Here is a 13,489-nt window from a genome sequence, read left to right on the forward strand (position 1 = left end):
CGAGGAACCGAGCATGAGTAGCGGACAAATCGTTCAGATCATTGGCGCGGTTATCGACGTGGAATTCCCACGTGACTCCGTACCCAACGTATATGACGCACTGCTGCTTGAAGGTGGCGAAACAACTCTGGAAGTCCAGCAGCAGCTGGGCGACGGCATTGTTCGTACCATCGCAATGGGCAGCACCGAAGGCCTCAAGCGTGGCCTGAAAGCAGAAAACACTGGCAAGGCCATCTCGGTACCGGTTGGTACCCAGACCCTGGGCCGGATCATGGATGTCCTGGGTCGTCCCATCGACGAAGCCGGCGAGATCGGTGAAGAAGAGCGCTGGGCGATCCACCGCAAGGCTCCGGGTTACGCCGATCAGGCGGCATCCGCAGACCTGCTGGAGACCGGCATCAAGGTTATCGACCTGATCTGCCCGTTCGCCAAGGGTGGTAAGGTTGGCCTGTTCGGCGGTGCCGGCGTGGGCAAGACCGTAAACATGATGGAACTGATCAACAACATCGCGAAAGAGCACTCCGGTCTCTCCGTATTCGCAGGTGTTGGTGAGCGGACCCGGGAAGGTAACGACTTCTACTATGAAATGAAGGAGTCCAACGTTCTCGATAAGGTTGCCATGGTTTACGGCCAGATGAACGAGCCCCCCGGAAACCGTCTGCGTGTGGCCCTGACCGGTCTCACCATGGCCGAGAAGTTCCGTGACGAAGGTCGTGACGTACTGCTGTTCGTCGACAACATCTACCGTTACACCCTGGCGGGTACCGAAGTATCAGCCCTGCTGGGTCGTATGCCGTCTGCGGTAGGTTACCAGCCGACTCTGGCTGAGGAGATGGGTCAGCTCCAGGAGCGGATCACCTCCACCAAGACCGGTTCCATCACCTCGATCCAGGCGGTCTACGTACCGGCGGACGACTTGACCGACCCGTCACCAGCGACCACCTTCTCGCACCTGGATGCGACCGTGGTACTGAGCCGTGACATCGCCTCCAAGGGTATCTACCCGGCGATCGATCCGCTGGATTCCACCTCTCGTCAGCTGGATCCGCTGATCATCGGTCATGAGCATTACGAAGTAGCTCGTGGCGTGCAGACCAACCTGCAGCGCTACAAGGAACTGAAAGACATCATCGCCATCCTGGGTATGGACGAACTGTCAGAAGAAGACAAGCTGACCGTTGCCCGTGCCCGTAAGATCGAGCGTTTTCTGTCCCAGCCGTTCCACGTTGCTGAAGTATTCACCGGTTCCCCCGGTAAGTATGTGTCCCTGAAGGAGACCATCAGCAGCTTTAAGGGCATCCTCAACGGTGACTATGACGACATGCCTGAGCAGGCGTTCTACATGGTCGGCACCATCGAGGAAGCGGTCGAGAAAGCCAAGGAAATGAAGAGCAAGGCCGAGAAGTAATTTGAGCCGTTGCACTTGTTTCCGGATCGATCAGAGAGGCAACTGACATGGGTATGACCGTGCATTGTGATGTGGTAAGTGCCGAAACAAAGATCTATTCCGGATTGATTGAGATGCTGATCGCGGCGGGCTCTGAAGGTGACCTGGGTATTGCCCCGGGTCACACCCCGCTGCTGACTCAGCTGAAGCCGGGTCCGATTCGGATCATCAAGCAGGGCGGTGAAGAAGAAATTCTTTACGTGTCCGGCGGATATCTGGAGGTCCAGCCCAATCTGGTGACTTTGCTGGCTGACACCGCGGTTCGCGCCAAGGATGTGGACGAAGCCGCTGCTCTCGAGGCACAGAAAGAAGCCGAGAAAGCACTTGCCAACAAGACCGGTGAATTCGAGTACTCCCGTGCCGCTGCAGAGCTGGCCGAGGCTGTTGCCCAGCTTCGGACCATCCAGCAGCTGCGCAACAAAATGCGCTAAGCGCTTTCGTTTCGGGTTTGCCGAACACCAAAGCCGCATCCTGAGCGGCCGCAATTCCAACGCCTGGCGTTGGGCTTCGGCCACCCACGGATCGCGGCTTTTTTTGTTTTACACCAACTGAATCCAGACATTCCGGGGGTCTGAAGTGTCCATGAGCCCGTTACACGTTGTGATCCTGGCGGCGGGCCAGGGTTCGCGCATGAAATCCGAGCTGCCCAAGGTCCTGCATGCCGTGGCCGGCCGGCCGATGCTGCACCACGTCATCGGCACCGCCAAGCAGCTGGGTGCGGAAAAGATTCACACCGTCATCGGCCACGGCGCCGACCAGGTTCGTGAGGTCACCTCCGAGCCCTCGGTGAACTGGGTGCACCAGACCGAACAGCTGGGCACCGGCCACGCCGTGGCCCAGACACTGCCGGACCTGCCGGATGAGGCCCGGGTGCTGGTGCTGTATGGCGACGTGCCGCTGACCCAGCAGGCGACCCTGGAGGCCATGGTGCAGGAACTGGACGACCAGACCCTGGGCCTGCTCACCGTGACCCTGGACGACCCCAACGGCTATGGTCGCATCCTGCGCGACGACCAGGGCCGGGTAACCGCGATCGTCGAGCAGAAGGACGCCAGCGCCGAGCAGCGCGCGATCCGGGAAGTGAACACCGGGATTCTGGCGATCGCCGCCAAGCACCTGAAGGCCTGGCTGCCGACCCTGTCCAACGCCAACGCCCAGGGCGAGTACTACCTCACCGACATCATTGCCATGGCTGTGGATAAAGGCCTGTCGGTGGCGGTGTCCCAGCCCAACGACGCCTTCGAGGTGCAGGGGGTGAATAACCGCCTGCAGCTGGCCGAGCTGGAGCGCTGGTACCAGCGTCGGGAAGCCGATCGGTTGATGACCGAGGGCGCCACCCTGGCCGATCCGGCCCGGATCGACGTTCGCGGCGAGCTGACCATTGGCAACGACCTGCTGATCGACGTCAACGTGGTGTTCGAGGGTCGGGTCACCCTGGGCAACCGAGTCAGCATCGGACCGGGCTGCGTGATCAAGGACGCCGAGATTGCCGATGGCGCCGAGATCAAGGCCCACAGCGTGATCGAAGGCGCCCGGGTCGGGCCCAAGGCCCAGATTGGCCCGTTCGCGCGGCTGCGTCCGGGCACCGAGTTGGCGGCCGGCACCAAGGTCGGCAACTTTGTCGAGACCAAGAAGGCGGTGGTCGGTGAGGGCAGCAAGATCAACCACCTCAGCTACGTCGGCGACGCCACCCTGGGGCGTAATGTGAATGTGGGTGCAGGCACCATCACCTGCAACTATGATGGAGTTAACAAGTTCCGCACCGAGATCGGCGACGGGGTCTTTGTCGGCTCCAACACCTCGCTGGTGGCGCCGGTTTCGGTGGCGGCGGAGGCCACCATTGGCGCCGGGTCGACCATCACCCGGGACATCGGCGATGGCGAACTGGCGGTGGCGCGTGGACGCCAGCGCAACATTTCCGGCTGGGAACGGCCGAAAAAAACCGATTGAACAGTTAACAGGCAGGAATAAGCAGCATGTGTGGCATTGTAGGTGCGGTTTCGGAACGGGACGTCCAGGGCATTCTCCTCGAGGGCCTGCGCCGTCTGGAATATCGAGGCTATGACTCGGCCGGGATGGCCGTGGTGGACGGCGGCAACGTGGTCCAGCGTGCCCGGGAAGTCGGCAAGGTGGCGGCCCTGTCGGACGCCATCGCCGCCCACCCGCTGTCCGGTCAGCTCGGTATCGCCCATACCCGCTGGGCCACCCACGGCGAGCCGTCCCAGCTCAACGCCCACCCGCACATGTCCGGTGAGCGCCTGGCGATTGTCCACAACGGCATCATCGAGAACTACCAGGAGCTGCGCGAGGAACTGAAGGCCGAAGGCTACGAGTTCACCTCCCAGACCGATACCGAAGTGGTCGCGCACCTGATCGAAAAGCACTACCGGGCCGCCGGCCAGCTGTACGACGCGGTCAAAGCCGCCATCGCCCGCCTGCGCGGTGCCTACGCCCTGGCCGTGGTGCACGCCGACGAGCCGGACCACCTGGTGGTGTGCCGGGAGGGCAGTCCGCTGGTGATCGGGGTCGGCATTGGCGAGAACTTCATCGCCTCCGATCAGCTCGCGCTGCTGCCGGTGACCGACCGGTTCATGTTCCTGGAGGAAGGCGACATCGCCGACATCCGCCGCGATTCGGTCACCATCCACGACCGCGAGGGCACCCCGGTCGAGCGCAAGACCCTGCGTTTTGAGCACGGTTCCGACTCCGCCGAGAAGGGCGAGTACCGTCACTTCATGCTCAAGGAAATCTACGAGCAGCCCAAGGTCATCAAGGCCACCATGGAAGGCCGGATCACCGACAGCCACGTGCTCGAGCAGGCCCTGGGCACCGACGCCGCCAACCTGCTGAGCGACGTCAACCACGTGCAGATCATCGCCTGTGGCACCAGCTACCACGCCGGCATGGTCGCCCGGTACTGGATCGAGGAGCTGGCCGGCGTGCCCTGCTCGGTCGAGGTGGCCTCCGAGTTCCGCTACCGCAAGCACGTGATCCAGCGCGACACCCTGTTCCTGTGCATTTCCCAGTCCGGTGAGACCGCCGATACCCTGGCCGCCCTGCGTCAGGCCAAGCAGGCCGGTTTCCGCGCCGCCCTGGCCATCTGCAACGTGCCGGGCAGTTCCCTGGTGCGCGAGTCGGATCTGGTAATCATGACCCAGGCCGGGCCCGAAATCGGTGTCGCCTCCACCAAGGCCTTCACTACCCAGCTCACCGCCCTGCTGATGTTCACCCTGGCACTGGCTCGCCACAACGGCCTGAGCGAGGAGCGGGAAGCGGACATCGTCAAGGCCATCCACCAGTTGCCCGATCAGGTCGACCAGGTGCTGGCGCTGGATGCCGACATCGCCGAGATGTCCAAGGCGTTCATGGACAAGAACCACAGCCTGTTCCTGGGCCGGGGTTCCCAGTTCCCGGTGGCCCTGGAAGGTGCGCTCAAGCTCAAGGAAATCTCCTACATCCACGCCGAGGCCTACCCGGCGGGCGAACTCAAGCACGGCCCGCTGGCGCTGGTGGACAGCGAAATGCCGGTGGTCACCGTGGCGCCCAACAACGACCTGGTGGAAAAGCTCAAATCCAACCTGGAAGAAGTCCGGGCCCGGGGCGGTGAACTCTTCGTGTTCGCCGACAGCGCCGCCGATGTGAAGGCGGAGGCAGGCATCCACGTGATGTCACTGCCGTCGGTGCACGAAATCACCGCGCCCATCGTGTACACGGTGCCGCTGCAGCTGCTGTCGTATCACGTCGCCGTGCTCAAGGGCACCGATGTGGATCAGCCGCGTAACCTGGCCAAGAGTGTCACCGTCGAATAGTTATTTCACTTCAAATCGCCGCTGTAGACGCGCCCACCCTTTCGGACGGGGTGGGCCTGGGTTTGTCGGATTGGGGATAGATTAGCTACCCTGAATTCTTAGAATAGGCCCATCCCTTGCGAGTGCCCCAATGTAAAACTGTCGATACGATCAGGATTCCAAAGGGGGAAGAGTAACGTGGCAACATCAACGGCGATTTCTGCCAGACGCGCCTACCGAAAATTTGTCGTTATTGCTGTCCTTTCCACACTGATCCCGCTCCTCAGTCTGTTGGCCGGTGGTACCTATTTGTACAACCAGGCCCTGGACAACCAGGTCAAATTCCTCCAGGACGAAGTCAACAATCTGGCCAGGGTGCTGGCGGCCTTCGGTGATGAAGCGGAGCTGCGCCAAGCCTTGCAGAGTCTCGACTCGGCTCGGGGCCTGGGGCAGACCGGCGAAGTTTTGGTCGCCGGGCACGACGACGGAGAGCTGCAGTTTTTGGTGGCCCAGAAGTTTGAACAGCGGCTTCAGGACCTCACCGTCGCCCGCAACGCCAAACTGGCGGAGCCCATGCAGCGGGCGCTCTCGGGAGAAACCGGCTGGATGACCGGGATGGATTACGATGGCGAGGAGGTGCTGGCCGCGTTTGCCCCCGTTCAGGGCACGTCTTTGGGCGTGGTGGCCAAGATCGACGAGGCCGAATTCAGCGCGCCCTATTGGGGCGCCGCCCTGTTCATCGCCGTGTTGGCGCTGCCACTGATGGCGGCGGGCTCCCTGTGGGTGGTGCGTACCGGCAGTGCCGTGTCTGCGGAACTGCGTCGCAAGCAGATCTCTTTGGAAGTCCTGTTGAGCAATGTCCCTGGCGTGGTCTACCGCACCGACTACGAGCCGCCCCGGGCCCTGGTGTTTGTCAGTGATGGCGTGGAGGAGTTCCTTGGTCTGCGACCGGCTGAGGTCCTGCAGCGCCGCATGAATTTCTGGAGTCGCATCGACGACGGTGAACGGGTCCAGAAGGAGTTAGAGGCCCAGCTGAGCCAGGGCAAGTCGTACGATCTGACCTACCGGCTGCGCCTGGCCAATGGCAGGCAGCGTTGGGTCCGGGACCAGGGCCGGCGTGTTCAGTCGGACTCGGGCGATTACATCGAAGGGTTCATGGCGGATGTGGACGACACCATGCGGGCCCTGGAGCGCGTCGGAGTCAGTGAACAGCGGTACCGCGCCCTGTTCGACAATGCCAACGACGGTATCTTTCTGATGGAAGGCATGGCCTTCACGGAGTGCAATCCGCGCACCGGCGACTTGTTTGGCACCGCTCCGGAAAACCTGGTGGGCAAATCCCCGGTGGACTTTTCCCCCGACCACCAGCCGGACGGAACACCCAGTGCCGACCGGGCCGCGGAGCTGATTCAGCGCATGGAGACCGAACAGGCCATCCGCTTCGAGTGGCGTCATCGCCGATTGGATGGTCAGGAATTCGATGCCGAGGTCAGCTTGTCCAAACTGGTCATCGATCAGCGCACCCTGCTGCTGGCCGTGGTGCGGGACATCACTGAGCAGAAGTCGTTGGCTCGGGAGAGTGCGGCCCGTCATGCGATCCTGCAGAGCGTGTTCGACAACACCACCGACGCGGTGTTTGTGAAGGATGACGCGGGTCGTTATCTGTATGTGAACAAGGCCGTGAGCGACCTGACGGGGATTGAACGGGATGCATTCGTCGGCTGCGCCGATCGCGACATCTGGCCGATCGCCAGTGCCTGGCAGGCCATCGAGCAACAGGATCAGGCCGTGCTTGACGCCGGAAGAACCGAGACCATCGAGGAGGCCAATCCCAACGATCTCAGTCGCAGCCTGCTCACCACCAAAGGGGTGGTTCGGGATGCGCAGGGGGAACGCATTGGCTTGTTCGGTATTTCCCGGGACATCACCGACCTGAAGGCCACCCACCGGAGACTTGGGTTCCTGTCCCAGGCCCTGGATCAGGCTGAGGACATCGTATTCGTAACCGACAGCAACGGCTATCTTGAATACGTCAATGGCGCTTTCGAACGGGTCACCGGTTATACCCAGACCGAAGCCCTCGGCCGACATGCCAAGTTGCTCAAGTCCGATCAGCACAATGCCGAGTTCTACCAGAAGTTGTGGAGTACTCTGCGCAGCGGCAACAGTTTCAGTTCAATTTTCATCAATCGCCGCAAGAACGGTGAGCTGTTCCACAACCACCAGACCATTACCCCGGTACTCAGCAACTCTGGCGAGACCCGCCATTATCTGGCGGTGGGCAAAGACCTGTCCGAGCGATTGAATCTCGAGGAAAAACTCTACCGGGCTTCCTATTTCGACCCCTTAACCAAGGGCCCCAATCGGCTGATGCTCCGGGAGGAACTGCAGGCCGCCATTGATCACCGGGACTCAGGGCAAACGGTGGCCTTCATGGTCATTGACCTGCACCGGTTCCAGCGCATCAATGACACCTTTGGCAACAGTGCCGGTGACCGGGTGCTGCGCAAATCCATGGAACGCATCCAGCATCAGGTGGGAGACAGCGCCGTCGTTGGGCGGGTCGGCTCGGACGAATTTGGGGTCATCCTGCGCCAGGTTGAAAGCCCCTATGAACTGACCCGGCTGGCGGAGAAGATTCAGCACGCGTTCAGTCACGCCTTCAACATTGAGGGCCGACCGGTGTTTACCCGTGTGAACGTTGGAATCTCGGTGGCACCGGACGACGGTGAAAACGCCGAGGATCTGTTGTTCAGCGCCGATTCGGCGATGATCGAGGCGAAACAGGCCAAGCCCGGAAGTCATCGCTTTTTCTCCCAGGAATTGCGAAACCGCGCTTCCCGCCGGTTGATGATCGAGGACGGATTGCGTGGAGCCGTCGAAAAGCATCAGTTTGAACTGCATTATCAGCCCAAGGTTCTGGCATCAACCGGTGAGACGGTTGGTGCCGAAGCCTTGTTGCGATGGCGACATCCGGAGATGGGGTGGGTGTCGCCGGGCGAGTTCATTCCGGTTGCCGAAGAGACCGGGTTGATTGTCGAAATCGGGTATTGGGTAGTCGGCGAGGCCTGCCGAATGGCGGCTCAGCTGCAGAAGGTCGGAAACAGCATTCCTATCGCGATTAATCTGTCCCCCAAGCAGTTTGACGATCCGCAATTGGGAGATGAGATACGCCGTGCATTGGAGAGCGAGGGGCTGGCATCCGATCAGCTTGAGTGCGAGATTACCGAGAGTACCTTTGTCTCAAATGCGGAGGCGCTCAATACCAACCTGGGCGTTTTACGGGAAATCGGCGTGACTCTGGCGATAGACGACTTTGGCACTGGTTACTCATCGTTGAGTCACTTGAAGCGATTACCCGTGTCCGTGTTGAAGATCGATCGTTCGTTTATCCGGGATATCGCGGTGTCCGAGGACGATCAGGCATTGGTGCGCTCAATGGTGGCTATCGCGGACAGCCTCTCTCTGACGACAGTCGTTGAGGGAGTAGAGAACGAGCAGCAACTGAGTACGATACGGCGATTGGGCTGCGATGTTGTGCAAGGCTTCTATTTCAGCCGTGGCTTACCCGAGCCTGAATTCCAGAAGTGGATAAGTGCTGGTGCGGCGGTCAGCGTCCGCCAGGGAGCGCTATACTGACTAGGACGACTTCCTCTACACAGAGGAGGAGAATCCCATGAAGTTATCAACGGCCATTCTGCTGACCGCGCCCCTGCTGGCATTTTCCTGCGCCCACTACTCGCTGGCGGACGAGCGCAGATCGGTGCTGGTCCCCCTACCTTCCCTGGACGATTTTACCGATGGTGATGGCTGGGGAGTCGGGCTGGGACTTGGCGTTGAGTACGAATCCGAGTACGAAGGCTCCGACGAGTTCGATTTTGAACTCGACCCGGCCGGTGCGCTGCAGTGGCGTAGCGGTATACACCTGTACTATTTTGCCGGCGAAGCCCTGGGTTGGCGTGGACTCGTGTCCGACGCCTGGTTGTTGGAGGCGTCGCTGGGATTTGACGAAGGTCGAGCAGAATCCGATTCCAGTGATGGTGATCTGGATGGCCTCGGCGATCAAGATGAAGGGGCCGAGGCAGTCCTGCAATTTCGTCGAGACCTCAGCGACCAATGGCGCAACTGGATAGATGGCCGAGTCATCTTCGGCCCCAACGGCAATCGGGCCTTGATCGGATACGGTCATCGATTCGGCACCCAAACGGACGGAACCGGTTCTGAAATTGCCGTGGTCGCCGTGTTCCACGACAGTGAGCAAGCCAACAGTGATTTTGGCGTCACGGCGAGCCAATCCTCCGCGTCATCGCTGCCACCCACCGAGCTGGATGGCGGGTATCGATCGATTGGCATCAACTACAACTACCGCTTCAACCTGACCCCGCATTGGCAACTGTTTGGCGAAGCCCTGTACGAGCACTACGGCAGCGACATCGCGGATAGCCCCGTGTCTCGGAACGATTATGAGGCGGAGTTGGGTGTCGGGGTGATTTACGTGTTCTGATCGCGAGCAGGCGATGCAAGCGCGGCTCAGAAGGTGTAAGACACCGATGCCTCCACCGTGCGCTCCTCGCCAAACCAGCAGTTATTGGCGTCAAAGCAGCTGTAGTAGCGCTCGTCGGTGAGGTTGTTCACCGACAAGCCCAGTTCCGTGCCCCTCAGGGTGTGCGACAGCTGCCCCAGGCTGTAGCGGAAGGCGACGTCGATCAGGGTGGCGTCCGGCACCTGGCCGTCGTTGGTGGCGGCGTCGTACTCCGCCTCGCCGATGTAGCGTACCCCAAGACCGGCCACCAGGCCGTTCAGCGGGCCCTCGTAGAAGCCGTAGTCGGCCCAGGCCGAGACCAGCTGTTCCGGCACCCAGACCGGGGTCTGGCCTTCCAGCCCGGAGTTGTCCTTCGTCACTTCCACATCCTGATAGGTGTAGCTCAGGGTCATCAGCAGGCTGTCGATCGGCTGGGCCTGGGCTTCCAGTTCCACGCCCCGGGAGCGGACCTCGCCGGCCTGGACCTTGTCATAGGGGCCGCCGTTCGGATCCCGGGTCGGCACGTTTTCCTTGGTGATCTGGAACAGCGCCAGGTTGGCGGTGGTGCGGCCGGTCGGGGCCTGGTACTTCACGCCCAGTTCGTACTGCTCGCCCTCGGACGGGTCGAACTCGTTGCCGTTGCGGTCGGATCCGGTCTGCGGCTCAAAGCTCTCGGCGTAGTTGAGGTAGGGGGAGAAACCGTTGCCGGCCCGGTACATGACCCCGGCGCGGGTGGACACGTTGTCCTGTTCCAGTTTGCGGTCGATCTGGGCGCCGTACTGCCGGCCTGTTTCCTCGCCGGTGTAGTCGTCCCAGCGGACCCCGCCCAGCAGCACCAAGCGGTCGATCTCCACCTGGTCCTGCAGATAAATCCCGAGCTGCTTCTTCCGGATGTTGAAGTCCGAGGAGTAGGCGGTGTCGGTGATGTCGATGCTGTCCCGGGTGATCTGATAGTGATTCGGGTTGAACAGGTCGATGGACGGGGCGCCGCTGCCGAACGAGGTGTCCTCGTACTTCACGTCGGAATCCAGGCTCAGGTAATCCACCCCCACCAGCAGGTTGTGGCGGGCCCGACCGGTCTGGAACCGACCGGAGAACTGGTTATCCACCGTAAAGCCGTTGGTGGTCTCGTCGGTCAGGTAGGCCTCCCGGCTCAGGGTCCGGCCGTCGGCGGCCAGGCCGGTGCCGTAGGTGTTGGTCTGGAACACCTCGGCGTCGGTGTAGCGGAAGTTCTGCAGGAAGGTCCAGTTGTCGTTGATGTTGTGGTTGACCTTGTAGCCGGCCAGCAACACTTCCTTGTCGAACTCGTTCCAGTTGGCGTCCCCGGAGAAGGCGTCCTGGGGCAGCTTGCCGTTGGGGTTGGCCAGGAACAGGCCGGAGGCGGGCAGGGTGGTGTAGATGCCGCTCTCCGGGTCTTTCTGGTAATAGACGTTGACGTTCACCAGGGTGTCTTCGGTTACCTGCCAGTCGACCGAGGGCGCGATCATGTGGCGCTCCTCCTCGGAGGTTTCGGCCTGGCCGTCCCGGCTGCGGGTCAGGCCCACCAGGCTGTAGGACAGATCCGAGTCGCCCAGCTGGCCGCGGCTTTCCACCGAGGCTTCCTTCAGGTCCCGGGAGCCACCGGCGATCTCGACCCGGTTGAAGCTGTCGGTGGACGGCTGCTTGCCGATCAGGTTGACCATGCCACCCGGCGGCATGGCGCCATACAGGGTGGAGGTGGGGCCCCGGAAGACCTCGACCTGCTCCACGGCCAGCAGGTCGATCTGCGGCTGCAGGTTCCAGTCGTTGTACAGCAGCTGCAGGCCATCGTAGAAGTTCTGGTAATTGATGAAGCCGCGGATGCTGAACAGGTCCAGGCGGCCGACCGCGCCGCCGCGCAGTTCGGTGTTCACCCCCGGGGCGTAGCGCAGGGCCGCGGCCACCGAGTCGGCATCGCGCATTTCCAGCGCCTGGCGGTCCAGCACCGAGATACTCTGGGGCGTATCTTGGGGATCCAGCGCGGTCTTGGTGGCGGTGTTGCGGTAGGTTTCGCCGTACACCGTGAGTTCGCCCAGGGCGACCGGGTCGTTGCTGTTGGCGTGGGCCATCTGGCTGATGGCGGCGCTCACAGCCAGAGTGAGCACTGACTGGGTAATGCGGGATGGGTGCATGTGGAGCCTGCTAAATGGGAAAATGAGTTAATTGCGAATCATTCCCATTATAAGGATTGCGCGGGCCGGAACTTAACCGATTGGTGCATGACGGGCAATTACTGGCTCGTTGAGGGTGACCGGAATCCAGTACTCCATGGCCACCTCCGGCGCTAGCGGATCGAACCCCGGTGGGTAGATCTCCAGATCGTAGCCGTAGAGGGCCTGGCAGCCGGCGTGGGGCAGCCAGGCGGTGAAAAACCACTTGAGGATGTCCGGCAGCGAGGTGATCGGGCCTCGAAACGAGATCACCGCGTAATTCTGCGCCGGCACCTGCAGGCGGTCCGGTCCCAGTGCCTCGGAGGGCGCCTCGGTCTGGTACCCGGCCAGGTAGGTGAAGTCGGAGCCGGAACGGTGGCGCAGGTCCAGGACCCCGATGCGCGGCCCCGGTGTGCCCGGGCTCTGGCCCAGGGTTTTCCACAGCTGGGGGACCTTGGTGTCGAAATCCGGTCGGGCCGAGAACAGGCCACGCACCCGTCCGGCCTGGCCGGCCACCGTGAAGGCTGGCTTCGAGTCCAGGCGAATGCGCGGTATCCGGGCTTTCAGGTGATCCGGCGGCAGCAGTTCCGGGTCCAGGCACAGCGGCGTGTTCAGCAGGCAGGGCAGGCCCCGGCGTCGGTACTGCGCCGGCGGGCAGCCAAAATGTTGCTTGAAACTCCGGGTGAAGCTGATGTCCGAGCCGAAGCCGCAGGCCAGGCCGATGTCGATGATGCGCTGGTCGGTGAACAGCAGTAGTTCCGCCGCCAGGCTCAATTTCAGTTCGCGCACGTACTGGCCGAGCGATTGTCCGGCCTGGTCGGCGAACACCCGGTTGAACTGCCACCGGGACCAGCCGGCCATGCTGGCCAGGCGGGCGACCGCCATGGGTTTGTCGAGGTTGAGATGAACGTAGTTCAGAACCTCGCCAATGCGTACCAACTGCGTCTGGTGGTCGGGGCGGGGCATGGGATCTCCAGTCGGACCGGGCGTGGGGTGCCAGACCGGATACTATGCCTTACCAGATGTTAATGCAAACCAATATCATTTAGGGGGCGTCTCGAGCGACACCCCGTTCAGGTCGTTCTGCAGTTTCTTCAGCAGGTGCAACAGGCTCACCCCGTCATCAAAGCTCATGCCCTGCAGGGCTTGCTGGTAGAACTCGGCGATGGTGGCTTGCAGGGTCTGCCAGAAGGCCCGACCGCTGTCGGTCAGGATCACCAATCGGGCCCGGCGGTCCTGGGGATCGGGCACCCGCTGCACGTGGCCGTCCCGTTCCATGCGCTTGAGCACGCCGTCGAGGTTCTGCCGGCTCACGTACAGGTATTCCTTGAGCTGGTTGAACGAGGTGCCCTGCTCGAAGCCTTCCCGGGACAGGGCACCCAGCACCGCCCACTGCACGGCACTGATGCCCATTTCATTCTGCACCTGCCGCTGCAGGATGTTGCCGGTCTGGAACAGCCGGAAAAACAGCCGGTTCGGAATGCCGCCGGATTCGTTGACGATCATCTGCGCTCCTGTCGGTTCAACGGCGGGCGCGGGCCAGCCGTCGGCGTGAGCGTCCCCC

Annotated in this window: 9 protein-coding genes; 6 read left to right on the forward strand and 3 right to left on the reverse strand. The window is 61.9% G+C overall.

Going from position 1 to position 13,489, the window contains the following annotated elements; all coding sequences use genetic code 11:
* Positions 1 to 13: 13 nt before the first annotated feature.
* The 6 genes from atpD (at position 14) to U5822_RS06135 (ending at position 9,739) form a co-directional block, all read left to right on the forward strand.
* On the forward strand, positions 14 to 1,408 hold the full coding sequence (gene atpD, locus U5822_RS06110) for a F0F1 ATP synthase subunit beta (protein ID WP_322854740.1): 1,395 nt from the start codon (positions 14 to 16) through the stop codon (positions 1,406 to 1,408).
* Positions 1,409 to 1,455: 47 nt separating this feature from the next.
* The gene (locus U5822_RS06115; protein WP_322854741.1) at positions 1,456 to 1,878 is read left to right on the forward strand and encodes a F0F1 ATP synthase subunit epsilon; all 423 of its coding nucleotides are present in this window, start codon (positions 1,456 to 1,458) and stop codon (positions 1,876 to 1,878) included.
* 151 nt (positions 1,879 to 2,029) lie between these two features.
* Complete coding sequence (gene glmU, locus U5822_RS06120; protein WP_322854742.1) at positions 2,030 to 3,397, forward strand: bifunctional UDP-N-acetylglucosamine diphosphorylase/glucosamine-1-phosphate N-acetyltransferase GlmU; 1,368 nt, start codon at positions 2,030 to 2,032, stop codon at positions 3,395 to 3,397.
* A 26-nt stretch (positions 3,398 to 3,423) separates the two neighbouring features.
* On the forward strand, positions 3,424 to 5,256 hold the full coding sequence (glmS, locus tag U5822_RS06125) for a glutamine--fructose-6-phosphate transaminase (isomerizing) (RefSeq protein ID WP_322854743.1): 1,833 nt from the start codon (positions 3,424 to 3,426) through the stop codon (positions 5,254 to 5,256).
* A 177-nt stretch (positions 5,257 to 5,433) separates the two neighbouring features.
* Entirely contained in the window at positions 5,434 to 8,874 is a 3,441-nt protein-coding gene (locus tag U5822_RS06130; RefSeq protein WP_322854744.1) for an EAL domain-containing protein, read from the forward strand.
* 37 nt (positions 8,875 to 8,911) lie between these two features.
* Positions 8,912 to 9,739, forward strand: a complete 828-nt coding sequence (locus U5822_RS06135) for a MipA/OmpV family protein (protein ID WP_322854745.1) — start codon at positions 8,912 to 8,914, stop codon at positions 9,737 to 9,739.
* Positions 9,740 to 9,765: 26 nt separating this feature from the next.
* Here the strand turns inward: U5822_RS06135 and U5822_RS06140 are convergent, their stop codons facing one another.
* The 3 genes from U5822_RS06140 to U5822_RS06150 all read right to left on the reverse strand — a co-directional run bounded on the left by U5822_RS06140 (position 9,766) and on the right by U5822_RS06150 (position 13,431).
* Positions 9,766 to 11,907 carry a TonB-dependent siderophore receptor gene (locus U5822_RS06140; RefSeq protein WP_322854746.1) on the reverse strand — a complete coding sequence of 714 codons (2,142 nt, stop codon included), beginning with the start codon at positions 11,905 to 11,907 and terminating at the stop codon, positions 9,766 to 9,768.
* 72 nt (positions 11,908 to 11,979) lie between these two features.
* Positions 11,980 to 12,891 (reverse strand): AraC family transcriptional regulator, encoded by a 912-nt coding sequence (locus U5822_RS06145; RefSeq protein WP_322854747.1) that lies wholly within the window; start codon positions 12,889 to 12,891, stop codon positions 11,980 to 11,982.
* A 75-nt stretch (positions 12,892 to 12,966) separates the two neighbouring features.
* A complete protein-coding gene (locus U5822_RS06150; RefSeq protein ID WP_322854748.1) occupies positions 12,967 to 13,431 on the reverse strand; it encodes a MarR family winged helix-turn-helix transcriptional regulator in 465 nt (154 codons plus the stop codon).
* Positions 13,432 to 13,489 lie beyond the last annotated feature (58 nt).

It is taken from the genome of Marinobacter qingdaonensis, assembly GCF_034555935.1.
GTDB classification, from domain to species: domain Bacteria; phylum Pseudomonadota; class Gammaproteobacteria; order Pseudomonadales; family Oleiphilaceae; genus Marinobacter; species Marinobacter qingdaonensis.

Bases quoted from the DNA above. Each gene is read 5' to 3' on its own strand.
- atpD (WP_322854740.1), top strand. From the start codon at position 14: ATGAGTAGCGGACAAATCGTTCAGATCATTGGCGCGGTTATCGACGTG.
- U5822_RS06145 (WP_322854747.1), bottom strand. From the start codon at position 12,891: ATGCCCCGCCCCGACCACCAGACGCAGTTGGTACGCATTGGCGAGGTT.
- glmS (WP_322854743.1), top strand. From the start codon at position 3,424: ATGTGTGGCATTGTAGGTGCGGTTTCGGAACGGGACGTCCAGGGCATT.
- U5822_RS06140 (WP_322854746.1), bottom strand. From the start codon at position 11,907: ATGCACCCATCCCGCATTACCCAGTCAGTGCTCACTCTGGCTGTGAGC.
- glmU (WP_322854742.1), top strand. From the start codon at position 2,030: ATGAGCCCGTTACACGTTGTGATCCTGGCGGCGGGCCAGGGTTCGCGC.
- U5822_RS06115 (WP_322854741.1), top strand. From the start codon at position 1,456: ATGGGTATGACCGTGCATTGTGATGTGGTAAGTGCCGAAACAAAGATC.
- U5822_RS06135 (WP_322854745.1), top strand. From the start codon at position 8,912: ATGAAGTTATCAACGGCCATTCTGCTGACCGCGCCCCTGCTGGCATTT.
- U5822_RS06150 (WP_322854748.1), bottom strand. From the start codon at position 13,431: ATGATCGTCAACGAATCCGGCGGCATTCCGAACCGGCTGTTTTTCCGG.